The following is a 26,333-nucleotide window of genomic DNA, read 5'->3' as shown; positions in this document are numbered from 1 at the left end:
GCCTTTTTCATAAAAAAGCATTGGAATGCACATAGCCGTTGCGCAGTTCGAACCAAAAGATGGGGACAAATCCTATAATTTATCTGTCATGGAGCAGTTGGCCCAGAAAGCTAAATTGGAGGGTGCCGATGTCATCAGCTTCCACGAAATGTGCATTACCGCTTATACCTTTTCCAAGGATCTTACCCTGGAGGAGCTGAGTAATCTGGCGGAAGTAGTCCCTGATGGCGATAGCACCCAGCAATTGATAGAAATTTCCAGTAAGTACGACATTGCCATTTTGGCCGGCCTGGTGGAAAAGGAGGGAAACGTTATTTATAACACCTATCTCTGCGTTACAAAAGATGGGGTAATCGCCAAATACCGCAAACTACACCCCTTTATCAGTGAATTCATGTCCCCGGGCGACCGTTATGTAGTGTTCGACCTTTTAGGTTGGAAATGCGGAATCTTGATCTGCTATGACAATAACGTCATAGAAAATGTCCGTGCCACGGCACTTTTGGGGGCAGAAGTTATTTTTGCGCCCCATGTTACCTGCTGTACCCCTTCGGCCATGCCGGGCAGAGGTTATGTGGACCACAAATTTTGGGAAAACCGGTTCCAAGATCCGGAAGCCCTACGCTCGGAATTCGACGGTCCCAAGGGAAGAGGATGGTTAATGAGATGGCTTCCTGCCAGGGCTTATGACAACGGGGTTTATTATGTATTCACCAACCCAATCGGCTACGATGGCGAACATTTGAAAAATGGGAATTCTATGGTCATCGATCCTTTCGGTGACGTATTGACCGAAACCAAAAGTTTTGACGACACCATAGCCCTTTCCAAAATCAGCAAGGACAAAATACCCCTTTCTGGAGGTTGGCGCTATAAAAATGCTAGAAGGCCCCATCTGTACAAGTCCATTATTGGCAAGCCGCACCAACCCGAACTAAAACCCATTTGGATGCTTTCCAAAACTTAAATCCCGTACATCCCAATATGTTCAAAAAACCGTACGTTTCCTTTTACACGCTTGCCACCAACCTTATTCTCTGGCTTTTACCCCTTTGTAAACAACCAAAAACCAATACCAAAGATGATACAAAAAGATAAATGGGCCTGGGCCTGGGTCCCTGTGCTTTACTTTACCCAAGGCCTGCCCTATGTCATGGTGGTGACCGTCTCCGTTATTATGTACAAAAAACTTGGGGTAAGCAATGCCGATATTGGTCTGTATACCAGCTGGCTCTACCTCCCCTGGGTGATCAAACCCCTTTGGAGTCCGCTGTTGGATTTAAAAAGCACCAAAAGAAATTGGTTTCTTGGAATGCAACTGCTCATTTCCCTGGCGTTTTTAGGGGTAGGACTAAGCTTGCCCACCAATATTTTCTTTACCACTTCCCTGGCCTGCTTTTGGATGGCCGCCTTTGCTTCGGCAACAAACGACATTGCCTCTGACGGTTATTACATGATCGGTCTAACACAGGAAAAGCAATCCTTTTTTGTAGGTCTCAGAAGCACTTTTTATAAATTGGCCAATGTAACCGGACAGGGGCTATTGGTCATCATGGCAGGCTTTCTGGAAAACAAGTTTGGGGACAATACCAGGGCATGGTCCTATACCATGATCGCCGCCGCCCTATTGATGTTCCTGCTGACGCTCTCCAACTTTTTTGTGACTCCAAAATTTGAATCTTCCGAAGCCATTGTTACAGACAAGCCAGCGGGTTTTTTGGAGGTGTTCACCTCTTTTTTCAAAAAATCGGGCATGGGCATAGCCCTGGCCTTCATCCTGTTCTTTAGGCTGGGGGAATCACAACTGGTGAAAATGGCGTCGCCCTTTTTATTGGATTCACCAGAAGTGGGCGGACTCGGTTATTCCACTGCCGAGGTGGGCACCATATATGGAACTGTTGGCGTAATCATGCTCACGGTTGGCGGTATTCTGGGCGGAATCTTGATATCCAGGGACGGACTTAAAAGATGGATGTTGCCCATGGTGCTTTCCCTGAACATTCCCAATGTGTTTTATGCCTTTCTCGCCCTGACCAAAACGACCAGCCTGTTCGCCGTGGTTACCACCGTAGTCTTGGAACAATTTGGCTACGGCTTTGCCATTGCCGGTTTTATGGTCTATCTCATTTACCTGGCCGAAGGGGTCTCCAAGACCTCCCATTATGCCATTGCCACAGGGTTTATGGCCTTGGGCATGATGCTCCCCGGACTAATCAGTGGTTTTGTGCAGGAGTGGTTGGGTTATGGCGGATTCTTTATTTGGGTCGTAATCGCGGCTGTCCCTTCCTTGATCTTACTAAAATACATCTCGTACCCTGCTGACTATGGCAAAAAAGGAGCAAGTACCAATGAATGACATATCACCTTATCACACCGCAACCACCACCCTTACACTCCGGGAGAAAGTAGGGCAATTGTTTATGCCGGCAGCCTTCATCAATGATACCGAAGAAGAAATCCGACGTTTGGAAGACCTTATCAAAACCCATAAAATAGGCAGTCTCTGCTTCTTTCACAGTAGGGCGAGCGCCGCTACAAATTTTGAAGGAAAAAAAGAGGTCATCTATAACGAAAACAGTCTGGCTACCTTAAAAAAACTCATCCGCCGTTATCAGAAAGTTTCCAAAATTCCATTATTGATTGCCATTGACGCAGAATGGGGCCTGGCCATGCGCATCGAAAATACACCCCAATTTCCCTATGCTATCAGTTTGGGGGCCATAACACATGGCACAGATTTAATTTTTGAGGTGGGTCGATGCATCGCTCGGGATTGTAGGGAAGCTGGTATCCATTGGAATCTGTCACCCGTGGCCGATATCAACAACAACCCCGACAATCCGGTCATTGGGTACCGATCTTTTGGAGAGGACAAGCAAAAGGTAGCCGAAAAAGCCGTTGCCTATGTAAAGGGCACACAAAGTGAGGGCGTACTTACCAGTGTAAAGCACTTTCCCGGACATGGGGATACCGCCACAGACTCCCACCTGGGGCTCCCTCTTATTGAAAAGACCAAGGAAACGCTGCTCCAAAACGAATTGTATCCATTTCGGGAGCTGGTCCAGCAGGGAGTGGATTCGGTCATGGTAGGCCATCTGGCCGTACCGTCACTGACCCAGGGCAAACCCATACCGGCTACGGTTTCCAAAGAAATCATCAAAGGCGTTTTGCGGAAGGAACTGCATTTTGAAGGTATCGTTATATCCGATGCGCTGAACATGCACAGTGTATCCAAGATGTATCCCCAAAAAGGAGAGTTGGAATGGTTGGCCTTCGATGCGGGCAATGATGTCCTTTGTTTTGCAGAGCATGTTGCCGAAGGCATTGGGACCATTTTGCAAAAAGCTTCGGAAACCCAAATTGAGGAAAGCTTTGAAAGGGTCTGGAGATTAAAAGAAAAAGGCTATAGTAAACCTTTCCCAACCAAGGGAAATCCCATGTCCACATCGGAACTCAACAAAGCGCTTGCCGCTGAAATTTTAACCCTTTTTAAAGGGGATGAAGCCACTATTTCTGCCCTTATAGACGAGGAATTTATAGGGATATCGCTCGGCAAGGGTACGGAAACTATCTTTTTTGAATCGATTTCCCTGTCGGTGCCCTTCAAAACGTTTGAACCGTTCCAGAAAGTGGCCCCGCAACTACCACCAGCGGAAAACATCCTACTGGCCCTGTTTCCACCACAAGTAAAACCCACCGACAACTTTGGAATAGGACCGGAGGAAATACAGTGGATCAACGAGCTGATACGAGTTAAAAACGTAATTTTATACGTGTTTGGAAATCCCTATGTCCTAAACAAAATAAGGACAAGGGAGGCCAAAGCGGTAGTCTTGGCCTACCAGGATTTTACGGTGTTCCAACAGCTAGCGGCAGACCATTTCCTGGCCATACACAGTGCTCGGGGAACACTGCCGGTTTCCATAGATAGCAGAGCGATATGAAGAACGAAATTATTACATTCACGAGCTTATGAAAATATACAAATGCATCGGCTTAATGTCAGGGACTTCCTTGGATGGTTTGGATCTTGCTTATTGCCATATCTGGAAAACAGCCGAAAGTTGGACATTTTCCATAGAGAAGACCCAGAGCATTTCCTATACGCAAGAAATGAGGGCCCAACTTAAAAATTCCATTCATCTGGCTGCGGAAGAACTGTTGTGTTTAAACAATTGGTATGGCACATGGTTGGGTGAACAAGCCAAAAATTTCATTGATTCAAACGGTTTGGAGGTCCATTTTATAGCCAGCCACGGGCATACCACCCACCACAGACCAGAAAAAGGGCTTACCTATCAAATAGGTTCTGGCCAACATTTGGCCAATGCAAGTGGCCATAAGGTAGTCTGCGATTTTAGAACCAACGACGTGGCCCTGGGAGGACAAGGAGCGCCCTTGGTTCCTATAGGGGACCGCTTGTTCTTCTCCCAGTACGACTTTTGTCTCAATTTGGGAGGAATCAGCAATATTTCCTTTGAACACGGACAAAAACGTATTGCCTACGATATTGGGCTTGCCAATATGCTGCTGAACCACATTACCCAAAAAAAGGGCCTGGCTTATGACAAAGGCGGGGAACTGGCCAGAAAGGGAACCCTAAACGTAAAAATGGTTCAGCAATTGAATGCCCTGGAATACTACAGCTTACCTTTTCCGAAATCCACCGGGTATGAATGGTTTGTAGAAAAGGTAGTCCCCATAGTGGATGGTACCCAGGATACCATGGAAAATCTGCTGCATAGCTGTGTGCACCACATTTGCGAGCAGGTGGCCTTGCAAGTAAAGGCCAATAGTCCAAACAAGAAGACCTCTTTGTTTGTGGCTGGCGGGGGCGCCCTGAACACTTTTATGATGGAAATACTCCAACAAAAACTGGGGGCGACAACTACCCTTGTCCTTACCGACCCTACACTGATAGAATTTAAAGAGGCCCTCGTATTTGCCTTAATGGGTGTCTTGCGCTTGGAAGGAAAGAACAATGTGCTCAGCTCGGTAACCGGAGCCAGCAGAGACTCTTCCAGCGGCGTGATGTTTTTACCAGCAGGTGGACACTAAGGACTTACCACGGCTCGGCAATCAAAGTTCTTCCCGATCGAATCAAAGGCCTTGGTCTTCGGATAAAAGCTTCTTTTCCTTCTTAAAGTGGAATGTTCCCATGCTTCTTTTTCGGGAGTTTGGCTTTCTTGTTTTCCAACATGCTAAAGGCCTTGATCAATTTTCTTCGGGTGTGCTTTGGCAAAATCACCTCATCTATAAAGCCGCGACGTGACGCCCTATAGGGGTTTGCAAATTTGTCTGCGTATTCTGCCTCTTTTTCTGCCAGTTTTTGTGCCGGGTCTTCCGCAGCCGCAATTTCCTTTCTAAAAATAATTTCGCTCGCCCCCTTGGCCCCCATGACCGCGATTTCCGCACTTGGCCAAGCATAGTTAAAATCGGCCCCAATGTGCTTGGAATTCATCACATCATAGGCTCCACCATAGGCCTTGCGGGTAATTACGGTAACCCTGGGCACCGTGGCTTCGCTCAGGGCGTACAGCAGTTTTGCCCCATGTACGATAATACCGTTCCACTCCTGGTCCGTTCCCGGCAGAAAGCCGGGTACATCCACCAAGACCAATAAGGGAATATTAAAGCTATCGCAAAACCGGGTAAAGCGGGCCGCTTTCCGGGAGCTTTTCACATCTAAAACTCCGGCCAGGAACATGGGTTGGTTGGCGATTATGCCAATACTCCTCCCTCCTAACCTGGCAAAGCCCACCAGAATGTTTTCTGCATAATCCTGGTGTATTTCATAGAAGGAATCCCTATCTATGATCCCCTTGATCACATCGTGCATATCATAGGGTTTGTTTGGACTGTCCGGAATAATGGTGTTGAGCTCTTCCCTAACTTCATCGTTTAGCGTAAAGGGGATTTTCTCGGGATTTTCCCGGTTGCTTTGGGGTAAATAGCTCAGCAGTCTTTTAACGTCCTCCAGGCAGGCCACATCATTGGCCGAACTTTTATGTGCAACCCCCGATTTGGTGGCATGGGTGGCAGCACCGCCCAGTTCCTCCGAGGTCACGGTTTCATTGGTGACCGTCTTTACCACATTGGGGCCAGTTACGAACATATAGCTTGTTTGCTCTACCATAAGGGTAAAATCGGTCATAGCAGGAGAGTAAACGGCACCACCTGCGCAAGGCCCCATTATCGCCGATATTTGCGGGATTACACCCGAGGCCTGTACATTTCTATAAAAAATGTCGGCATACCCCCCCAGGGACCTTACCCCTTCCTGTATGCGTGCGCCCCCGGAATCGTTTAGACCAATGATAGGAGCCCCCACTTTCATGGCCAAGTCCATGACCTTACAAATTTTCTCGGCATGCGTTTCGGACAATGCTCCTCCAAATACAGTGAAGTCCTGAGCGTAAACATATACCAGTCTACCATTTATGGTACCATATCCTGTGACTACGCCATCGCCAAAGTAGATTTCCTTTTCCATCCCAAAATCCGTGGTCCGATGGGTAACCAAAATTCCCATTTCCTCGAAAGACCCCTCGTCCAACAAATAGCGTACCCGTTCACGGGCGGTGAGTTTTTGCTTTTCATGTTGTTTATCGATTCGTTTTTGACCCCCTCCCAAATGGGCCTGGGCAATCCTGTCGTTCAACTTCTCTAGTTTTGGATCCATAAGCTAGTTTCTAGGGATTCGTAAGATTTTTTTATCTTCCTGATATTGCTTTAAGGCTATAATCGCTGCAATCTGGGCCTCCACCTCCATACCATCAGCAAGCATTTCGGGCGCATAGTATTTCTTTACAAAATGAGTATCAAAATTCCCGGAGCGGAAGGCTTCGTGTTCACATACAAATTTCCCGAAGGGTAAGGTAGTGCGTACGCCTTCTACGTGATAATCATCAATGGCCTTGATCATCAACTGAATGGCTTCTTCCCTGCTTTGGCCATAGGTGATCAGTTTGGAGAGCATGGGATCGTAATAGATGGGGACATCCATTCCTTCCTCATAGCCGTTATCTACGCGTATACCCTCACCTACCGGAAGCCTATAGGTTTCCAATGTGCCCACACTCGGCAAAAAGTCGTTCAACGGATCTTCTGCATATACCCGTAATTCCAGCGCATGGCCTTTGATGCGTAGATCTTCCTGTTTTAATTTCAGGGCTTCTCCCCTAGCCACCCGTATCTGTAATTCTACCAAATCTACTCCCGAAATCAATTCGGTAACGGGATGTTCTACCTGCAATCTGGTGTTCATTTCCAAAAAGTAGTAGTTGTGGTCGGCGTCCATTAAAAACTCCACCGTACCTGCTCCCAGGTAATCGCAGGACCGGGCCACCTTGGTAGCGGCAACGCCCATTTCCTCCCTCAGTTCAGGGCTAAGAATACAGGAAGGTGCCTCTTCCACTACCTTTTGATGACGCCTTTGAACACTGCATTCCCGCTCAAAAAAGTACAGGATATTCCCATGACTGTCGGCCATCACCTGAATCTCGATATGCCTTGGTGAGGATACGTATTTTTCCAGAAACACCGATCCATCGCCAAAGGCCGAGGTAGCCTCGCTGATTGCTCGGTCCATTTGCGATTCCAGATCTTTCTCCTCCTCCACGACGCGCATGCCCTTTCCACCGCCTCCGGCCGAAGCCTTGATCAGTATAGGAAAACCTATATCCCTGGCCACTTGCTTGGCCTTTCCAATATCGGTAATCGCCTCATCGATTCCAGGCACCATGGGAATATCATAACTTTTAACCACCTCCTTGGCCGCCAATTTGCTCCCCATGGTTCTAATAGCCTTGGATTTGGGACCGATAAAGACCATCTTGTTTTTCTCCACGGCCTCGGCAAAGTCCGCATTTTCGCTTAAAAATCCATAGCCCGGATGTATACCATCGACCTTTAAATGCTTGGCGACCTCAATAATTTTGGAACCTAACAAATACGATTGGTTGGAAGGGGCCTCACCGATACAAACGGCCTCATCGGCAAATTTTACATGTGGAGCGTTCCGATCTGCTGTAGAATAGACCGCCACGGTCCTAATGCCCATTTTTTGGGCCGTTCTCATGACTCTTATGGCAATTTCACCCCTGTTGGCAACGAGTATTTTTTTCATAGTTCAGGTTCAAATTCAAAGTTCAAGTGTTTAAAATTGAAGGTTCAAAAATCAAGTATCCCTAGTCAGTGCATTCCGCCATTGTTAATTGTTTATTGCTCATTGTTTATTGCTCATTGTTTATTGTTTACTGTCCCGCTTTACTCAAACGAAATCAACAAGTGTTTTTTGTCTACCGCTTCGCCCTTCTTCACCGCAACCTCCTTTATTACACCATCCCTAGGGGAAGTGATAATATTTTCCATCTTCATGGCTTCAAGAATGAGCAGTGGATCGTTTTCCCGGACCGTCTGGCCCTTGCTCACATGGATGTCCAAAATTAATCCCGGCATGGGTGCATCAACAACACTGATGTTTTTGGAAGAGGCCAAAGCAAAGCCCATTTTCTTGATCAGCTGATCAAGCGAATCCAACAGGACAACTTCATAAGTATTGTTGTTGATTTTTACACGGTATTTCTTTTCATTAAAATCTGCCTGCACCAGCGCTCCGTGGTAGGACGTGTTGTCCTTTATGATATGATAGGTCTGCGGGGCGGTCTTCACAACATCGGTTCCCAAAACCGTTTCCTTCGTAATCTCGATTTCCATGCTTCCGTTGACCACAACCCTAAATTGGTTATCCATAGTACGTACTATTGTGTTTGATATAAATATAGGACATAATACGATCTCTGCTTAGGCCGGGATTTAATTTATTCCAATTAGGGTTTTCTGCAAAAGGAAATACCCGTAGCCTAAAACTCTGTAGGTCAAATGTATTCAGGAAAAAGTGTGCAAAAGATGCGCTAAGTCATGTTCTTTCCGCAATTCTTGTAGTATCTATGCCCCTAATTGGACGATATGGCCGCAGGGGTTTCGCGGCAAATCCTTATTTTTGGAACAAATTAATAAAACATGTTGATTATAGGGATTGCAGGGGGTACTGGTTGCGGAAAGACCACCGTGGTAAATCAGATCATTAACGAACTGCCAAATGAGGAGGTGGGGGTAATCTCCCAGGATTCCTACTACAACGACCTTTCCCATTTGACCTATGAGGAGCGTGCGAAAATAAATTTTGACCATCCCAGGGCCATAGATTTTGGCCTCCTGGGAGAACACTTGACCCTCCTTAAAAAAGGAAAACCCATACAACAACCTGTTTATTCATTTCCCAAACACAACAGGACCTCCGATACCATACTCACCCATCCGCGAAAAGTGATGATCGTAGAAGGAATTTTGATTATGACCAACCCCAAAATTAGGGACATGTTCGACATTAAGATCTTTGTGCACGCCGACTCTGATGAGCGCCTGATCCGAAGATTAAAACGGGACATTACAGAAAGGGGGCGTGATCTGGATGAAGTATTGGACCGGTATCAAAGTACCTTGAAACCCATGCACGATCAGTTCATTGAGCCCACCAAGGAATATGCAGATATTATTATTCCCAACAACAAGTACAATACGGTGGCGGTAGATATTGTCCGTACCATTATTACCGAAAAATTGGCATAGAAATCAATGGGCATTAAAAACTTTAAAAAGAGCAAATGGTTTCCGGTAGTGGCCATTCTGACCAGTACATATTTTATAGTACTGACGGTCTTTGTGGTATGGATGGTTTTTTTTGACACCAATTCCCTGCTGATCCATATGGAACTAAAACGGGAAATAAAAAAGTTGGAAAAACAGAAGGAATTCCTTCAGGAAGAAATAGCCAAGGACAAGAAAATCATCGATAAACTGTCCGACCCCGAAGAACTGGAAAAATTCGCTCGGGAACAATATTATCTAAAAAAGAAGAACGAGGAGATCTACCTGATCGAATATGAGGACAGTTTAAAGCAAAAAAAGGATGAGTAAACCGGATTTATTTGATGCCTTTCCGCAGGTTTCTTCCAAAGCCTGGAAACAAAAAATCCAGTTTGACCTAAAGGGTCTGGATTACAATGAAAGCCTGGTATGGGAATCGCCCGAAGGCATCAAGGTAAAACCTTTTTACCACAGCGAGGATACTAGGGGCAATGCCGTGCCCCCCTTCCCCAGAAAAGGAAAATGGAACATAGGCCAACATATTTTTGTAGCGGATGCCATTGAAGCCAATAAAAAGGCCCTTGATATTTTGCAGCGTGGAGCGGAAAGTCTTTGGTTTACCGTTCCCTCACAAGAGGTCCAAATAGACCTTCTTCTTAAAGGAATTGACGCTTCCACCACAAAAATCCACTTGGATTTTCCCTTTTTATCTCTTGAGTATTTTGAGCAGCTTAACGCAATAACGGACAAGCTACCATCTTCGGTGAACGTACACCTGGACCCGGTTGGCCATCTTGCGCGAACGGGAAACTGGTGCCATAGCATGGAAAAGGATTTTGAAATGCTTGGCGGATTACTTTCCGCCCACTTCCAAAGCCACTCCCTTTCCATTGATGTTTCCCTCTACCAAAACGCCGGAGCCACCATGGTACAGCAACTGGCGTATGCCATGGCCCATGCCAATGAATATCTCCATCGGTCCGAACTGATATCCGATCAACCCTATATATTTAAAGTTTCCGTTGGGAGCAATTACTTTTTTGAGATTGCCAAACTCAGGGCACTGCGTTGGCTGTGGAACACCTTGGCCTCGGAATATGGAATAGCGAGCCAGTGCCATATTATAGCTTTCCCCTCAAAACGTAACAAAACCTTGTACGACTACAATATGAATATGTTGCGTACCACCATGGAATGTATGGGTGCCATTATAGGAGGTGCGGATACCATATGCAACTTGCCCTATGATGCCATGTATCACAAGGCCAATGAGTTTGGGGAGCGTATAGCCCGGAATCAGCTGCTGATCTTGAAACATGAAAGTTACTTTGATAAGGTTTCCAACGCTGCGGACGGGGCCTACTACATAGAGGCCCTGACCCAACAAATGGCCGAAAAGGCCCTGGCATTGTTCAAAACCCTTGAAAAAGGGGGCGGATTCCTAAAACAGCTAAAGGCGCATACCCTTCAGAAAAAGATCAAGGAAAATGCCCAGAAAGAGCAGGAGCGCTTCAACATACAGGAAGAAGTACTGGTAGGCACCAATAAATACCCCAACGTCCAGGATAAAATGAAGCAGGATTTGGAGTTGGATCCCTTTCTAAAAAGAGCCGTTAGGAAAACCTTGCTGGAACCTATTTTGGAAAAACGCCTGGCAGAGGTCATGGAACAAAAAAGAATACAGGATGAGTAGAAAAAACCTCCAACATATCACCCTAAATTCTGGGCTCGAAAACCCATCTCCCAAGGGCGAAACCCTACAAGGTGAAAGCTATCTAACTGCCGAGCGCATTCCCTTACAATCCTTTTATACGCCACAGGATATCACTGGTATGGGGCATCTCGATTTTGGCGCAGGGATGGCACCCAACCTAAGAGGACCCTATTCTACCATGTATGTAAGAAGACCATGGACCATTCGCCAGTATGCCGGTTTTTCCACAGCGGAGGAAAGCAACGCCTTTTACAGGAGAAACCTTGCGGCCGGCCAAAAGGGACTTTCCGTTGCTTTTGACCTGCCTACACATAGGGGGTACGACAGTGATCACGAACGGGTGGTCGGCGATGTGGGGAAGGCGGGCGTAGCCATTGATTCTGTGGAGGACATGAAAATTTTGTTCGATGGTATTCCCTTGGGCGAAATGTCGGTTTCCATGACCATGAACGGTGCCGTCCTGCCCATTATGGCCTTTTATATCGTGGCAGCCCAAGAGCAGGGGGTCTCCCTGGAGCAACTCAGCGGTACGATACAGAATGATATTCTCAAAGAGTTCATGGTCCGTAATACGTATATCTATCCGCCTGCCCCTTCCATGCAGATCATCACGGATATATTTGAATTCACCAGCAGGCATATGCCCAAATTCAACAGTATCAGTATTTCTGGCTATCACATGCAGGAAGCGGGGGCCACGGCAGATATTGAACTGGCCTACACCCTTGCCGATGGCCTGGAGTACATCAAAACAGGACTTAAGGCAGGTTTGGATATTGATCGGTTTGCTCCACGGCTTTCCTTTTTCTGGGCCATTGGCATGAACCACTTTATGGAAATTGCCAAACTTAGGGCCGGACGAATGCTTTGGGCCAAATTGGTGAAGCAATTCGATCCAAAGAATGAAAAATCGCTGGCCTTGCGCACCCATTGCCAGACCAGTGGCTGGAGCCTTACCGAACAGGACCCCTTTAACAATGTGGCTCGAACAGCCATAGAGGGAGCAGCGGCGGCCTTTGGTGGAACCCAGAGTTTGCATACCAACGCGTTGGACGAGGCCATTGCGCTTCCAACAGATTTTTCGGCGCGCATTGCCCGGAATACCCAAATCTATTTACAAGAGGAAACCAAGATTACCAAAACGGTAGACCCTTGGGGAGGTAGCTATTATGTGGAAAAGCTTACTCACGAAATAGCGCAAAAAGCATGGTCCCTGATTCAGGAAGTGGAAGAATTGGGCGGTATGACAAAGGCTATCGAAGCGGGCATACCCAAGATGAGGATCGAAGAGGCAGCGGCGAGGAAACAGGCACGCATAGATAGTGGACAAGATGTTATTGTAGGGGTCAATCGTTACCGCCTCGAGGAAGAGGATGCTTTGCAAATTTTAGAGGTAGATAATGAGAAGGTACGTCAACAACAGTTACAAAGATTGGCTTCGGTCAAAAGGGAAAGGGATAATGAGGCGGTCGTGGAGGCCTTAAAACAGCTGACCAAAGCCGCCAAGAATAAATTAAATGAAGGAGAATCGCAGGCTTCGGAAAATTTGTTAGCTTTAACCGTAAATGCCGCCAGAGCCAGAGCGACCATTGGGGAAATCAGCGATGCGTTGGAAACCGCCTACGGGAGGCATAAGGCAGTAATAAAATCTTTTACCGGAGTGTATTCCAAGGAAATCAAGGACGATGACAGTTTTAAGAAAGCAAGGGAAATGGCAGACCTTTTTGCCCAAAAAGAAGGTCGGAGACCCAGAATCATGATTGCAAAAATGGGACAGGACGGCCATGACCGCGGTGCCAAGGTCGTGGCAACGGGATATGCGGACCTTGGCTTTGATGTGGACATAGGACCACTGTTCCAAACCCCCGCGGAAGCTGCAAAGCAGGCGGTGGAAAACGACGTCCACATTCTAGGGGTCTCCTCATTGGCGGGAGGCCACAAAACCCTGGTACCCCAAGCGCTGAGCGAACTTAAGAAGTATGGACGGGAAGATATCATGGTCATCGTGGGTGGCGTGGTTCCCAAACAGGATTACGAATACCTATTTGAGGCCGGGGCGGTAGCCGTCTTTGGCCCGGGAACCAAAATTAGCGAGGCCGCCATCCAAATTCTGGAAATCTTGATCGATTGATCTAGATTTTTTATGCTAAAACCTTAATCTGCAAAACTTTAACTGACTTTAACGCAGGAAGCCATAGTTATTCACTTTGTGTTAACAAAATACATTTTTTGGCATTGTAAATAATCGTATTTTTAACCCCTAACTTACTAGACTAATGGGCAAAATTATTGCTATAGCGAATCAGAAGGGCGGGGTTGGAAAAACCACTACCACTGTGAACCTGGCCGCCTCGCTGGGTGTGCTAGAAAAAAAGGTGCTTTTGATCGATGCCGATCCCCAGGCCAATGCCACTTCAGGATTGGGTATTGAGGTGGATGGCGTTGAAATGGGAACCTACCAACTCCTGGAACACACCAAGACCGCCAAGGAAACCATCATAACTACCTCATCCCCCAATGTGGATCTCATTCCCGCACATATCGATTTGGTGGCCATTGAAATTGAATTGGTGGATAAGGACGATAGGGAATATATGCTGAAAAAGGCCATAGCCGACCTGGGCGAGCCGTACGACTATGTCCTGATAGATTGTGCCCCTTCCCTGGGGTTGCTTACGCTAAACGCGTTAACGGCCGCTGATTCCGTAATTATTCCCATCCAATGTGAGTACTTTGCCCTGGAGGGTCTCGGCAAACTTTTGAATACCATAAAAAGCGTACAAAAAATACACAATCCCGATCTGGATATAGAGGGATTGCTCTTGACGATGTTCGATTCCAGGTTGCGACTTTCCAATCAGGTGGTAGAAGAAGTAAAAAAGCATTTTGAGGATATGGTCTTTGATACCATAATCCAACGAAATGTTAGACTTAGTGAAGCTCCAAGTTATGGTGAAAGTATTATAAAATACGATGCTAGCAGCAAGGGAGCGGCCAACTATCTCAATTTGGCCAATGAGGTTGTAAAGAAAAATAAGGAGACGGTATAATGGCAAAGGCTACTAAAAAGCAGGCTTTAGGGAGAGGTCTATCCGCACTTTTAAAGGATCCGGAGAACGACATACAGTCGGTTTCCGACAAAAATGCGGATAAGGTCGTAGGAAACATTGTAGAATTGGAGGTGTCGGCCATAGAGGTGAATCCTTTTCAGCCACGTTCCAACTTCAACGATGAAGCCCTTCGGGAATTGGCCACCTCCATCAAGGAACTGGGGGTAATACAGCCCATAACCGTGCGCAAACTCGATTTCAACAAATATCAGTTGGTTTCGGGCGAAAGAAGGTATAGGGCCTCCAAATTGATCGGTCTGGAGACCATTCCCTCCTATATCAGAATTGCAAATGACCAGGAATCCTTGGAGATGGCATTGGTAGAGAACATACAACGCCAGGACCTGGATCCCATTGAGATTGCACTCTCCTATCAGCGTTTGATCGATGAAATTAAACTTACCCAGGAAAAACTGAGCGATCGTGTAGGCAAAAAACGTTCCACCATTACCAACTATATGCGTTTGCTGCGTTTAGATCCCATTATCCAGACCGGCATGCGGGACGGCTTTGTAAGTATGGGACATGGAAGGGCTTTGGTGAACATTGAAAAAAAGCAAGATCAGATTGCGCTCTATGAAAAAATAGTGGGGGAAAACCTATCGGTAAGGGACACGGAAAGGGCAGTAAAAGCCTACCATGAAAAACAAGGCCCTGCCACGGGTACACATCCTCAAAAAACTCCGGAAATCCCCGGTTTCGTAAAAGAAGGTATCACTGATTTTAAAAACTATCTTGCCGTAAAGGTAGAGATAAAGGCTTCCTCGAATGGTAAAGGGAAAATTACGATTCCCTTTCACTCCAAGGAGGAGTTTCAGCGCCTAAAAAAACTAATATCCGGTGAATAAAAGCCTCGGTTTTTTACTGTTTTTTTTACTATGTGCACTTTCCGGCATTTCCCAGGAAAAAGGACAAAATACCCAAGAATTGGATTCCATGGAAACGGATCTTAGGGGGAAGGGTATTGTGGTAGATTCCATTGTAAAGCGAAAAATAAATCCCTTGGCACCCAGTAAGGCCGCATTTTACTCGGCCGTATTGCCTGGCTTAGGGCAAATCTATAACCGCAGGTATTGGAAAGTACCTATAGTCTACGCGGCCATAGGAACCGGAGTGTACGCCTATGTGTTCAACAACAACGAATACAATCGATTTCGGGACGCCTTTAAAAGAAGACGGGCAGGTTTCACCGATGATGAATTTTTTGATCTCACCCCTGATAATGGTGTAACGCCAACCACGCCCGACTTCTCAGATGAAGCTTTGCAGGACGCCCAGGAACGTTTTCAAAGAGATCGAGACCTTGCCTTGTTGATTACCATAGGCCTGTATGCACTGAACATACTCGATGCCAATGTGGACCAACATTTAAAACAGTACAATATTGATGATGATCTAAGTTTGGACATTAGGCCATTCCTGGACTATAACCCCGTGACCGCCAATCCGACCTACGGAATGGCTTTAATCGTTAAGTTTTAGCAGATGAAAATAGCCTTGTTCGGATATGGGAAAATGGGGAAAATGATAGAGAAGACCGCGCTTGTCCGGAATCATACGATTGTGGCCAAAATTGATGTGGACAGCTCTGAAACCGACCTTTCCCAAGTTGATGCGGCCATAGATTTTAGCACCCCGGATGCCGCCTTTGGTAACATAAAAAAATGCTTGGAACTAAGTATTCCCATAATATCCGGAACCACCGGCTGGCTAAACGATTATGACAAGGCTGTAGCGCTGTGCCAGGAAAAAAACGGTGCCTTTATCTATGCCTCAAATTTCAGTTTGGGAGTCAATGTGTTTTTTGAACTAAATACGTATTTGGCAAAGATGATGAAAAACTTGGGCGAATATGCGCTTAGCATGGAAGAGGTGCACCATACTCAAAAATTGGATGCCCCCAGTGGCACGGCCATTAGTTTGGCCGAGGGGATCATCGAAAATTCGGATTACGAATCCTGGGAACGGGAAAAGGGATCGGAAAAAACAATACCCATAAAATCCAAACGTATAGCCGATGTCCCCGGGACACATTCCATCACCTACGAAAGCAAGGTAGACAGAATAGCGATAGAGCATACCGCCCACAATAGGGAAGGTTTTGCACTGGGTGCCGTAGTAGCTGCAGAATGGATCCAGGGAAAAGCAGGGGTATTTAGCATGAAAGATGTGTTAAACCTAGGTTAAGAAACGTAACATTTTTGTGGTTGGGGGACTCATGTAGATGACATTGATAAAATGAACCGATATACTCAGCATCTTTTTTGGTAATTTCGCCAACGGATCACCCAAGGGTAAAACAAGCAACTAAGACGTATTTTTATGAACGGTACACAGTGGATTCTTTTTATTCTGATCGTACAGGTCATCCATTTTTTGGGAACCTGGAAATTATATGTAAAGGCCGGTAGAAAAGCTTGGGAAGCAGCCATTCCCGTTTACAATGCTATCGTCTTGATGCAGATCATAAAACGGCCCAAATGGTGGGTCATCCTATTGTTCATCCCCATTATTAACCTTTTGATGTTTCCGGTAGTATGGGTAGAGACCATTCGTAGCTTTGGAAAAAACAGCCTGCTCGATACTTGGCTCGTTATCCTTACCCTCGGTTTCTATACCTACTACATTAATTATACCCAGGATGTGGCTTATGTAGCCGACAGAAGCTTGCACCCCAAAACGGGTTTGGGCGAATGGGTAAGCTCTATCGTCTTTGCCATTGTAGCGGCCACTTTGGTGCATACTTATTTCATTCAGCCCTATGTAATCCCCACGGGTTCCCTTGAGCGGACCTTGCGTATCGGGGATCTTTTATTTGTGAGCAAGTTTCACTACGGCGCACGAGCTCCCATGACTACGGTTGCTGCGCCCATGGTACATGACACCATCCCAGGATTGGGTATACGGTCCTATTTGAACAAACCACAGCTTCCCTATTTTAGGTTACCCGGATTTAAAAAAATCAAAAGAAACGAAATTGTGGTCTTTAGTTGGCCCGCCGATACGGTCCGCGTTTTCTTTAAGGCCGAGGAAGGGGTAAAAAAACCCATCGATAAAAAATCGAACTACGTAAAGCGTTGTGTCGGTGTCCCTGGGGATTCTTTATCCGTGGTAGACGGTTTTGTACACGTAAATGGAAAACAACTCCAGCTTCCCGATAGGGCAAAGCCGCAGTACGACTATTTCGTTTATGGTAAAAACGGTGTCTCTTCCCGTTTGTTGTTACAACTTGGAGCGACGGAGTTTTATAGGTATTATGTGGCGGAAAGCTTAAGTCCGGTGCAAATACAGGCATTGGCCAGAAATGGGTATCGCATCAATAACCAAACCTCACCGATTCAGATTGTCACCGAGGGCAAGGGCATAAATCCGAACCTCATACGCCAATACCGATTGGCCCTAAAGGAGGTAACCAATAGACAGCGATTGGTAACGGCTACGGATGAACTTGTGAAAAGCCTGGAAAACAATACGGCTATTGATTCCGTGGTAAAAATAATAGAGCCCAGGGGGCAAGGGATCGGGAACCTGTTTCCACAAAATCCCGCTTTCCCATGGAACTACGACAATTTTGGCCCTATCTATATTCCAGAGGCCGGAAAGACCGTTCCCTTGGACCTCAACGTACTCCCCTTGTACAAAAAGATCATACGGGATTACGAAGGCAATACCGTAAGCGTTTCCGGAAATCAAATAAAGATCAACGGACGTGTCGCGGACAGCTATACCTTTAAACAGGACTACTACTGGATGATGGGCGATAACAGGGACCATTCCGAAGACAGTCGCGCCTGGGGCTATGTACCTGAAAATCACATCGTGGGCACCCCCATATTCATTTGGCTCAGTTTTGACAACTTTAACGATGGCATTGCCAATTGGAAGCCCCGTTGGGACCGGATCTTCACCACAGTACACGGGGATGGCGAACCACGTTCCTATTTTAAACATTTTCTAATTGTGCTGGCCGGCTGGTTCGTGTTCGACTTTGTAAGAAAGCGCCGAAAGAAGGCCAAAAAATAATTGGAATTATATGTTTTTTGTTGATGGGTTGATTTGGATTGGAGGCTTTTAAAAATTGAATGTACATCTATTCTTTTGAAAAATTAGACGTGTGGAAGGAGGCCAAGGAACTGGCCAAGGAGATTTACAAGGTCACCTCAAAATTTCCCGAAACCGAAAAGTTTGGTCTTACCCATCAATTACGGAGAGCAGTAGTTTCGATATGTTCCAACATTGCAGAGGGCTCTGCACGTAAGACCCATAGGGACAAAGCACATTTTACGACCATTTCCTTTGGTTCGTCGGTAGAAGTGTTAAATCAACTTATCCTGGCAAAAGAATTTGATTATCTTTCTATCAAAGAATATGAAAAATGTAGGTCCATGATAGAAGGCATAACCAATAAACTTAATGCCCTAAGAAAACACCAACTCAATAAGTAAACCAACACCAACAAACAAATCCACAAATAAACAAATCCACAAATCCACAAATAAACAAATAAACAAATTGTCACCTCTCCTTCTGCATCCGGCCTATTTCCCGAATATTGCCCACTTCGCAGTAATTGCCCATCGCGAAGTATGTTGGGAGGTCATGGATAATTTTCAAAAGCAGACGTATAGAAATCGATGTTACATCTGTACCGATGCGGGGAGACATATGCTGAACATTCCTATAAAACATGTGGGGGGAGATCAAGGGCGTCAAAAATACAGAGAGGTAAAGCTCGATAACAAATACCCCTGGCAGCGGCAACATTGGAGAACCTTGGAAACCGCCTATAGGACTTCTCCCTTCTTTGAATTTTACGAAGATGAATTGATAGGCCTCTATCAAAAGCCTTTTACTTCTCTCCTGGATTTTAACCTCAAGACCATAGAAACAGTCTGCCAAAGTCTAGGGATTGCGATGCCCACTTTAAAAACTGAGGTGTATGAAAAAAACCCTACGGAAGTTAGCGACGCCCGATTTCTGGTAAACGCCAAAAAGGACGTAGCATTTGAACAACAAAAATACGTTCAGGTCTTCGGGGACCGTCACGGGTTTGTTGAAAACGCCAGCATATTGGATCTTTTGTTCAATGAGGGCAGCAATGCCCTAAGCTATCTGAAGAACCTGAAAATCGATTTTTTGGATGTTTAGGCTATTCATTCATTATGGCATACATTTTCTGATACCCATAGCCATTGGTTTTCTCTTTTTTAAGGAACATAGAACACGGGTAATCCTGATTTTGCTTGCCGGTATTGTAATTGATCTGGACCATCTTTTGGCAAACCCTATTTTTGCGCCAGACCGCTGCAGTATTGACTTTCATCCCCTGCATAGCTATTGGGCCATAGCCCTGTATATTTCCTTGGTGTTCTTTTCAAAGACCCGGTTGGTGGGTATTGCCCTTCTCCTACATATCCTTGCAGACACGCTGGACTGCTGGCTACTTGCCCTGGAGACGCACTGAAGCCATAATGGGATAATGATCGGATAATGCTACATCAAAATTTTTATGGGCGGTGACCTCAAAGCCGGGATCCACCAAAATAAAATCGATCCTTCCAGGAAACCCCACAAACTCATAGGTCCTACCAAAGCCGGATCCTTTTTCCTCAAAGGTATCCGACATCTCGCCCTTGATCCGGTTGTAGGCTCTGGAAAATTGCGTATTGTTAAAATCCCCGCATACGATGTTCTTATAAGGGCTGGCATTTCTATGCACATCAAAAACCGCCGTCTGTTCCAGTTGTTTTTGGAATGCGCCGTTTAGTCGGTTGAACAAATTTCCCAGAGGCTCCCTGACGATGCTTCCGGGCCTCAATTTCAAGGATTGAAGGTGCAAGTTATAGATGCGTAGGGTATCGCCCTGGTATACAATATCAGCATATATCCCGTTATTGGTGCTTTTCTTAAAATCGAGATGCCCCTTTGATACAATGGGGTATTTGGAAAAAATGGCTTGGATTACCTTGCCTTTCATCAAGGCTACATACCTATGGGGATACTGATCAAATTCTGTCCTTTTTGGATAATCAAACTCCTGAAAACATACAACATCGGGGTTCTGACCCCTTACAAACCCTACGATCCTATCATCCAAAAGGGCATCCGCATGCCAACCAAATCGGTTAAAAATCCTGGCATTATAGCTCATGATGCTCAAATCGGTCTCCTCGATCGTATCCTGCGATAGGTCAAAACGAAAAAAGGATTCCAAAAACAGATAGCCCAGCAGCAGCGATACTAGGGAAAGAAAGAGCTGCCTTTTGCCCTGTAACAACCAATACAGTACAAAAAAGAGGTGTGCAATTACCAAAACGGGTACCGAAAGACCCAAAAAGGCCATTCCTGGAAAATGGGCAAGGGAAACATGGGGGATGACAACGGATATGAGCAGCAGCGTCGCGGACAAAACGTTGATTCCAAATACAACTTTATTTAGCAGGGTCAATAGTTTCACGCGATCAATCCTCCTTACCTGCCTTGAACAAAAAATCCTTTTCCGCTTTGGAAAGGCTTTCATATCCAGATTTGCTAATCTTGTCCAAAATGGTGTCTATCTTGCGCTGGTGGTTTTCCTTGTCATAGTTTACGTCCGATTTCCTGTTTCTTGCCTTCTTCTTTCGATACACAGTCTTTAAGGGTGCTTTTTTCTCTCGCCTTTTGAACATATTGGCTATCCCGTCCAAGAACCTGGAGAAGCCTTGACCAATGTCCCTGCCTTTTACCAATTGACGTGCGTAGACATAACCCAACAAGGCTCCGCCCAAATGGGCCAACCGCCCTCCTACATTATCACCGTCCGGGATTTGAATCAAATCTATGAGCACAATAAAAGCCCCGATGTACCACAGTTTCAAATTAAAAAAGATCAGGCGCACCTCCTGATTGGGAATATAGGCACAGACAAAAATAAGGACTGCGGTAACCCCGGCCGATGCTCCGATCAGGGCTGTGTTCTTCCCCAAAAGTGCCGGAAACACATTGTAGCCGAGCAAAAAAATAAGTCCGCCCACAATAACACCTAAAAAGTAAACATTGATAAAGCGTCGGGGACCAAATAGGTTCAGAAATATACGTCCGGAGAAATAGAGCACCAACATATTCCAAAAAATATGGCCAAAGCCTGCATGGAAAAAAGAATAGGTCACCATGGACCAGGGTTGCCCTATAAAGCGGAAAAAGTCCTTGGGCAATTCAAACCACTGCAGAAAACTATCCCCGGGGAGGCCTAGGAGAAAAACAACAAGTTTGTCCACAATAAATATGAGGACGTTTATGGCAATGAGCTTTTCAGCTATGCCCAACCTCGCAAATTGATATCGTAGACCTGTACTCATAAACTAATCCCAGCGGTTCTTTTTAAATTGATTTTTCTTCCAGTACCACATCATCAAAAATCCGATAAGGGCACCTCCCAGGTGGGCAATATATGCGGTATTGCTCGGACTAAATATAGAAACCCCGGTGAGGGCCGAAAAGAGGTCCAGACCAATAATGGCGGGGATGAAGTATTTTGCCTTTATCGGTATCGGCAAAAAGATCAGCATAAGACTGGACTCCGGAAACAACATGCCAAAGGCCACCAAAATTCCCATTATGGCCCCGGAGGCCCCTACCATGGTCTTAAATCCAAAGCCCTTGGCATTAAACTCGAACAGCGTATTGAGGTCGGCATTATTTATGACCAAATTGTACTTTTGTACAATCGGTTCCAGTCCTTCCACAAAGATAGGCCCTTTTAGATAACCTGTACCGTCGCTGGCGTCGATGGCGGCAATTTCCCGAAGTGCATCCCTTCCTATATCAATGGACAGCTCTGAGGTTATGGAAAACAGGCTTATATAATCTACCCCCAAGGAAATTAGCGCCGCGCCCAAACCGGCAGATATATAAAAGAAAATGAATTTCCTTTTCCCAAAGGTCTGTTCTACTGGAGATCCAAACATCCACAGTGCAAACATATTGAACAGAATATGTTGGAAATATATACCACCGCCCCCAGGAATATATGAGGCATGCATGAACATATGCGTAAAAATCTGCCAGGGCTCAAACAAGATGTTCAGCGGAAAATGGAGAGCGAACATGTTGTTCATAAAAATACCTTCCGAACCAATGGTCAGCGTAGCGATCCATAAAATTACATTGATAATAATCAAATGTTTTACCCCCTCAGTAATTCTCCACATCTAAATAAATTTTTTGTCAATGTCGTTTTCGGTAATAGTGATGTATATTGGTTTATTAAACGGGCTCACCTCCGATTCCTTACAGGCGAACAAGTCGTTTACCAAAGCCAATTGGGAAGCATTATCCAACACTTCCCCGGTTTTTACGGACAGCGTTTTGCAAAGTGTTTTGGACAACATATCGGTCTGTGAAAAACTGTCGGCCTGCACTCGCTGCTGATAATCGGCAATCAGTTGATCCAGGACGATGCCCACTTCGCTTTCGGGTACCAGTAAGGGCAATCCCGCCACCTGTACCTGTTCCTCACCAATTTCGTTAAAAACAAAACCTGTATGGGTAAGGCTATCCTTGATTTCCTTGATTATAGTGATATCTGTCTTGGAAAAAGAGAGGGATAGGGGAAATAACAACTGCTGGCTCACCGCCTCCTTTACCGTAATGTTTTTTAAAAACTTCTCATAAAGCACCCTTTGATGGGCCCTGGTCTGGTCTACGATCACCATACCCGATTTGATGGTGGTGACAATATATTTTCTTCTTAATTGAAAGGTGGTGGCTGTAGTCTCCAAGGCTTCCTGTCCTGTAAAGATAGAGCCGGTAATGGTATCCGATTCGAAGCTTACACTACTGAAATCCTCGTCCTTTCCCAACTGGGATTCCAGACCTACATACATATTTTCCCATCCTTTGGCGCTTTGCGTTTGAATGCCCGTTACCTGCCGCTTCCGGGAAGATTCCAAGAAAGGATTGAAGCCCGCATCGACAGTGACCCCGGGGGGCTGCGCCTGCTTATCTTTATAGGCATAGGGCGTCTCCATATTTGGATCATGTTCAAAATCCAGGGCAGGGACTACGTTGAATTGCCCCAAACTGTGTTTTACGGTAGAGCGCAATATGGCATAGAGCGTATGTTCATCGTCAAATTTAACCTCGGTCTTTGTGGGGTGTATATTGATATCGATGGAGGCCGGGTCCACTTCGAGATAAAGGAAATACCCTGGGTAGGTTTCAGGCCTTATGAGCCCTTCAAAAGCAGATACCACCGCATGATGAAGGTAGGGACTTTTAATAAACCTATGGTTAGCGAAAAAAAACTGCTCGCCCCTGCTCTTTTTGGCAAATTCGGGTTTACAAATAAACCCGCTTATCTTCACCACTTGGGTCTCCTCCTGTACCGGGACCAATTTTTGGTTGGTCCTGCTTCCGAAAACATTCACGATCCGCTGCCTAAAATTGGCGGTTGGGAGATTGAACAATTCGCTTCCGTTGTTATAAAAGCTAAAAGCTACCGATGGATGTGCCAGGGCTACCCGGTGAAACTCATCCGTAATATGCCGAAGTTCCACTTGGTTCGACTTTAGAAAATTGCGACGTGCGGGAATATTAAAAAATAGATTTTTTACAGCGATGGATGTACCCTGATGGGTAGCACATACCTCTTGTGAGACAATTTTGCTCCCTTGAATCTCAAGTTGGGTCCCCACCTCATCCGTATGGGGTTTGGTCTGCATGTCCACATGCGCTATAGCGGCAATGGAGGCCAATGCCTCTCCCCTAAAACCTTTGGTATGAAGGTTAAATAGGTCTTCGGCACTTTCTATCTTGGAGGTGGCGTGCCGCTCAAAACTCAGACGGGCATCGGTGGCACTCATGCCCATACCGTCATCGACCACCTGAATAAGGGTCTTGCCCCCTTCCTTTACAATCAATTTGATGGAAGTGGCTCCTGCATCGATGGCGTTTTCCATCAACTCCTTCACCACGGAAGCTGGTCTTTGAACCACCTCCCCTGCTGCAATCTGATTGGCCACATGATCCGGCAGGAGTTTAATAATATCGGCCATTAAAACAAAAAGTCTAGTTTTCCATATTTGATTGCGGCATACGCAAATATTAAGAGGAAAATGAGAATAATGAAGAAGCGAAGCTGACTGTTCCTATTTCTATCCATACTCTTAATGGTCTTCCAATCCTCCCTGAAACTTTTTCTTCGATATCCTTTGAAGTATTCAGTGTCGGACCTCGCAGCTTTTTCCTTTCTTAAATTTTCAATACGCTCCTTCCGCTCGTCATAGTAACGAGGCGTATAATTATAGGATTTATTCCTATGCTGCTTAAACAGTGTTGGAAGTCTCATATACGTGCTGCTAGTATCAAAAGTACTGAAAATAGGGCGAATTGGCCGAAAGGAGATGCTAAAAATTGTTAACAAAACGAGCATCCATTAGAAGGCATTGGCGCCATGGGGGAGCAGTATAAAAACACCAGGGTGTTGAAGTGCCCAATAACCGTGGTTATGTGCCCAAAGCGGCCATCTTAATAGCAGCAATGGCGGCTTCCGTACCTTTGTTACCGTGTTTTCCGCCACTACGGTCCAGGGCCTGTTGCAGGGTATTATCGGTAAGGACGCAAAAAATGACCGGGGTATCTGTATTTACGTTAAGATCTTTGATTCCTTGGGCCGCTGCGCTACAAACAAAATCGAAATGCTTGGTTTCCCCTTGGATCACACTTCCTATGGCGATAATGGCATCAACCTTTTCCGAGGAAATCATCTTTTTACAACCGAAAGTAAGCTCAAAACTGCCGGGAACGTTCCAGCGAACGATATTTTCTTCAACGGCACCGCAGTCCAAAAGCGCTTCCAGAGCCCCCTGGTAAAGTCCTTCCGTAATTTTCTCGTTCCATTCGGCAACTACAATCCCAAAACGAAAGTTGCCGGCGTCGGGAACCGTTGCTTTGTCATAGACCGATAGATTTTTGTTTTCGGTGGCCATTAGTTAGCACTTTTGGCCATACCTATAAAAGCGTCAATGGTAGTGGCCTCCTGAGATGAGGAAAATTCATCCTTGATCCTTTGAAAATATTGCAGGGCCTTGTCCTTTTGCCCCAGCTCCAGGGCCGTGGTTCCTGCCTTGTACAAAAACTTGGGCGTAGTATAGGCATTGGGATCATGTGAAATGGCACTTTCATAGTAGCCCAAAGCGTCATTAGGTTGGTTTAACTGCATAAAAGCGTCGCCTATGCCCCCTTTCGCCAAGGCACCAAGAATGGCATCGTCCGAAGAAAAATCTTCCAAGTACGAAATTGCTTCTTGGTACTGTTGCATATTCAAATAGGCCATACCGGCCGAGTAGTTGGCTAAGTTAGCAGCCTTGGTACCACTGTATTCGTCTATGATATCCAAAAAACCGTATTTTCCTTCGCCCCCGTTCAACGCCAAATTGTAAAGTGAGTCCCGCTCCGCGTCCCTACTACTCAAGGCCTGGTCAAAATATTGTTGCGGATAGTACATTTCATTGGCGGCACTTGCTTCCTTGGGTGCCTGCACAAATTGATTATAGGCCAAATACCCTAGTACGCCAACTGCGATTACCCCAATGATCCCTAAAATGTAATTCTGGTTTTTGGAAACCCATTCCTCGGTCTTGGAAGCACTCTGGTCCAGGGTGCTAAAAACTTCGGCCGTTGTACTGTTCTGTTCATCAGCACTCAGCTCTTCGGCTTTATTTTTTGGTTTGTATCCTCGCTTCTTATATGTAGCCATCGTCCATTTTATTAATCGGGCAAAAATAAAGTTTTTATCCAAAAACAAAGGGGTATTTATTCGTTATTTTTCGATATTTTGCACTTTCACTAGCTATTGAAAAACAAATTCTCCGCCACAC

At 45.7% G+C, this 26,333-nt stretch carries 26 protein-coding genes; 16 read left to right on the top strand and 10 right to left on the bottom strand.

All coding sequences use genetic code 11. The features are described from left to right. Window positions 1-25 precede the first annotated feature (25 nt). The 4 genes from ACRD67_RS13725 (at window position 26) to ACRD67_RS13710 (ending at window position 5,058) form a co-directional block, all read left to right on the top strand. Window positions 26-967 carry a nitrilase family protein gene (locus ACRD67_RS13725; RefSeq protein WP_430967787.1) on the top strand — a complete coding sequence of 314 codons (942 nt, stop codon included), beginning with the start codon at window positions 26-28 and terminating at the stop codon, window positions 965-967. Between the two features lie 114 nt (window positions 968-1,081). Continuing rightward, entirely contained in the window at window positions 1,082-2,356 is a 1,275-nt protein-coding gene (locus ACRD67_RS13720; RefSeq protein ID WP_430967786.1) for an MFS transporter, read from the top strand. After that, entirely contained in the window at window positions 2,349-3,944 is a 1,596-nt protein-coding gene (locus ACRD67_RS13715) for a glycoside hydrolase family 3 protein (protein ID WP_430967785.1), read from the top strand. The genes ACRD67_RS13720 and ACRD67_RS13715 overlap by 8 nt, the downstream gene beginning before the upstream one ends. 28 nt (window positions 3,945-3,972) lie before the next feature. Next, window positions 3,973-5,058 carry an anhydro-N-acetylmuramic acid kinase gene (locus ACRD67_RS13710; RefSeq protein WP_430967784.1) on the top strand — a complete coding sequence of 362 codons (1,086 nt, stop codon included), beginning with the start codon at window positions 3,973-3,975 and terminating at the stop codon, window positions 5,056-5,058. Window positions 5,059-5,140: 82 nt separating this feature from the next. On the opposite strand, the gene ACRD67_RS13705 is transcribed toward ACRD67_RS13710, so the two are convergent. The 3 genes from ACRD67_RS13705 to ACRD67_RS13695 form a co-directional block, all read right to left on the bottom strand. Continuing rightward, a complete protein-coding gene (locus ACRD67_RS13705; RefSeq protein WP_430967783.1) occupies window positions 5,141-6,682 on the bottom strand; it encodes an acyl-CoA carboxylase subunit beta in 1,542 nt (513 codons plus the stop codon). 3 nt (window positions 6,683-6,685) lie between these two features. Then, window positions 6,686-8,128 carry an acetyl-CoA carboxylase biotin carboxylase subunit gene (accC, locus tag ACRD67_RS13700; protein WP_430967782.1) on the bottom strand — a complete coding sequence of 481 codons (1,443 nt, stop codon included), beginning with the start codon at window positions 8,126-8,128 and terminating at the stop codon, window positions 6,686-6,688. Window positions 8,129-8,268: 140 nt separating this feature from the next. Then, window positions 8,269-8,754, bottom strand: coding sequence for a biotin/lipoyl-containing protein (locus tag ACRD67_RS13695; protein WP_430967781.1), 486 nt, complete (start codon window positions 8,752-8,754; stop codon window positions 8,269-8,271). Window positions 8,755-9,024: 270 nt separating this feature from the next. On the opposite strand from ACRD67_RS13695, the gene udk reads away from it, so the two are divergent. The 12 genes from udk to ACRD67_RS13635 all read left to right on the top strand — a co-directional run bounded on the left by udk (window position 9,025) and on the right by ACRD67_RS13635 (window position 19,939). Continuing rightward, entirely contained in the window at window positions 9,025-9,633 is a 609-nt protein-coding gene (udk, locus tag ACRD67_RS13690; protein WP_430967780.1) for a uridine kinase, read from the top strand. Window positions 9,634-9,639: 6 nt separating this feature from the next. Further along, window positions 9,640-9,981 carry an FtsB family cell division protein gene (locus ACRD67_RS13685; protein ID WP_430967779.1) on the top strand — a complete coding sequence of 114 codons (342 nt, stop codon included), beginning with the start codon at window positions 9,640-9,642 and terminating at the stop codon, window positions 9,979-9,981. Continuing rightward, a complete protein-coding gene (locus tag ACRD67_RS13680) occupies window positions 9,974-11,344 on the top strand; it encodes a methylmalonyl-CoA mutase subunit beta (protein ID WP_430967778.1) in 1,371 nt (456 codons plus the stop codon). Before ACRD67_RS13685 ends, ACRD67_RS13680 begins: the two co-directional genes overlap by 8 nt. Then, entirely contained in the window at window positions 11,337-13,496 is a 2,160-nt protein-coding gene (gene scpA / locus ACRD67_RS13675) for a methylmalonyl-CoA mutase (protein ID WP_430967777.1), read from the top strand. Before ACRD67_RS13680 ends, scpA begins: the two co-directional genes overlap by 8 nt. A 145-nt stretch (window positions 13,497-13,641) precedes the next feature. After that, window positions 13,642-14,415, top strand: a complete 774-nt coding sequence (locus tag ACRD67_RS13670; RefSeq protein ID WP_430967776.1) for a ParA family protein — start codon at window positions 13,642-13,644, stop codon at window positions 14,413-14,415. Then, window positions 14,415-15,323 carry a ParB/RepB/Spo0J family partition protein gene (locus tag ACRD67_RS13665; protein WP_430967775.1) on the top strand — a complete coding sequence of 303 codons (909 nt, stop codon included), beginning with the start codon at window positions 14,415-14,417 and terminating at the stop codon, window positions 15,321-15,323. Before ACRD67_RS13670 ends, ACRD67_RS13665 begins: the two co-directional genes overlap by 1 nt. Continuing rightward, window positions 15,316-15,957 carry a DUF5683 domain-containing protein gene (locus tag ACRD67_RS13660; protein ID WP_430967774.1) on the top strand — a complete coding sequence of 214 codons (642 nt, stop codon included), beginning with the start codon at window positions 15,316-15,318 and terminating at the stop codon, window positions 15,955-15,957. Before ACRD67_RS13665 ends, ACRD67_RS13660 begins: the two co-directional genes overlap by 8 nt. Window positions 15,958-15,960: 3 nt before the next feature. Then, entirely contained in the window at window positions 15,961-16,662 is a 702-nt protein-coding gene (gene dapB / locus ACRD67_RS13655; RefSeq protein WP_430967773.1) for a 4-hydroxy-tetrahydrodipicolinate reductase, read from the top strand. A gap of 135 nt (window positions 16,663-16,797) precedes the next feature. Beyond that, complete coding sequence (gene lepB / locus ACRD67_RS13650) at window positions 16,798-18,498, top strand: signal peptidase I (protein WP_430967772.1); 1,701 nt, start codon at window positions 16,798-16,800, stop codon at window positions 18,496-18,498. A 59-nt stretch (window positions 18,499-18,557) separates the two neighbouring features. Next, window positions 18,558-18,920 carry a four helix bundle protein gene (locus ACRD67_RS13645; protein WP_430967771.1) on the top strand — a complete coding sequence of 121 codons (363 nt, stop codon included), beginning with the start codon at window positions 18,558-18,560 and terminating at the stop codon, window positions 18,918-18,920. Window positions 18,921-18,987: 67 nt separating this feature from the next. Then, window positions 18,988-19,623 carry a WbqC family protein gene (locus ACRD67_RS13640; RefSeq protein ID WP_430967770.1) on the top strand — a complete coding sequence of 212 codons (636 nt, stop codon included), beginning with the start codon at window positions 18,988-18,990 and terminating at the stop codon, window positions 19,621-19,623. Next, on the top strand, window positions 19,616-19,939 hold the full coding sequence (locus tag ACRD67_RS13635) for a DUF6122 family protein (protein WP_430967769.1): 324 nt from the start codon (window positions 19,616-19,618) through the stop codon (window positions 19,937-19,939). Before ACRD67_RS13640 ends, ACRD67_RS13635 begins: the two co-directional genes overlap by 8 nt. Here the strand turns inward: ACRD67_RS13635 and ACRD67_RS13630 are convergent. From ACRD67_RS13630 to ACRD67_RS13600, 7 genes are all read right to left on the bottom strand, one after another. After that, window positions 19,916-20,932 carry an endonuclease/exonuclease/phosphatase family protein gene (locus tag ACRD67_RS13630; protein ID WP_430967768.1) on the bottom strand — a complete coding sequence of 339 codons (1,017 nt, stop codon included), beginning with the start codon at window positions 20,930-20,932 and terminating at the stop codon, window positions 19,916-19,918. The two genes, ACRD67_RS13635 and ACRD67_RS13630, sit on opposite strands and share 24 nt — an antisense overlap. A gap of 4 nt (window positions 20,933-20,936) precedes the next feature. Then, window positions 20,937-21,812: a rhomboid family intramembrane serine protease gene (locus ACRD67_RS13625; protein ID WP_430967767.1), complete on the bottom strand. Its 876-nt coding sequence runs from the start codon at window positions 21,810-21,812 to the stop codon at window positions 20,937-20,939. 3 nt (window positions 21,813-21,815) lie between these two features. Continuing rightward, entirely contained in the window at window positions 21,816-22,664 is an 849-nt protein-coding gene (locus ACRD67_RS13620) for a rhomboid family intramembrane serine protease (RefSeq protein ID WP_430967766.1), read from the bottom strand. Next, entirely contained in the window at window positions 22,665-24,509 is a 1,845-nt protein-coding gene (gene mutL, locus ACRD67_RS13615) for a DNA mismatch repair endonuclease MutL (protein WP_430967765.1), read from the bottom strand. Then, on the bottom strand, window positions 24,509-24,802 hold the full coding sequence (locus ACRD67_RS13610) for a hypothetical protein (RefSeq protein ID WP_430967764.1): 294 nt from the start codon (window positions 24,800-24,802) through the stop codon (window positions 24,509-24,511). Before ACRD67_RS13610 ends, mutL begins: the two co-directional genes overlap by 1 nt. 157 nt (window positions 24,803-24,959) lie before the next feature. Further along, entirely contained in the window at window positions 24,960-25,442 is a 483-nt protein-coding gene (ribH, locus tag ACRD67_RS13605) for a 6,7-dimethyl-8-ribityllumazine synthase (RefSeq protein WP_430967763.1), read from the bottom strand. Beyond that, window positions 25,442-26,212: a tetratricopeptide repeat protein gene (locus tag ACRD67_RS13600; RefSeq protein ID WP_430967762.1), complete on the bottom strand. Its 771-nt coding sequence runs from the start codon at window positions 26,210-26,212 to the stop codon at window positions 25,442-25,444. The genes ribH and ACRD67_RS13600 overlap by 1 nt, the downstream gene beginning before the upstream one ends. Window positions 26,213-26,333 lie beyond the last annotated feature (121 nt).

Origin of the sequence: Eudoraea algarum (assembly GCF_050589645.1) — a bacterium.
In the GTDB taxonomy this organism is placed as follows: Bacteria; Bacteroidota; Bacteroidia; order Flavobacteriales; family Flavobacteriaceae; genus JBNGOQ01.
The sequence above is the reverse complement of the archived record's forward strand: the minus strand, read 5'-3'. Positions and strand labels throughout refer to the sequence as shown.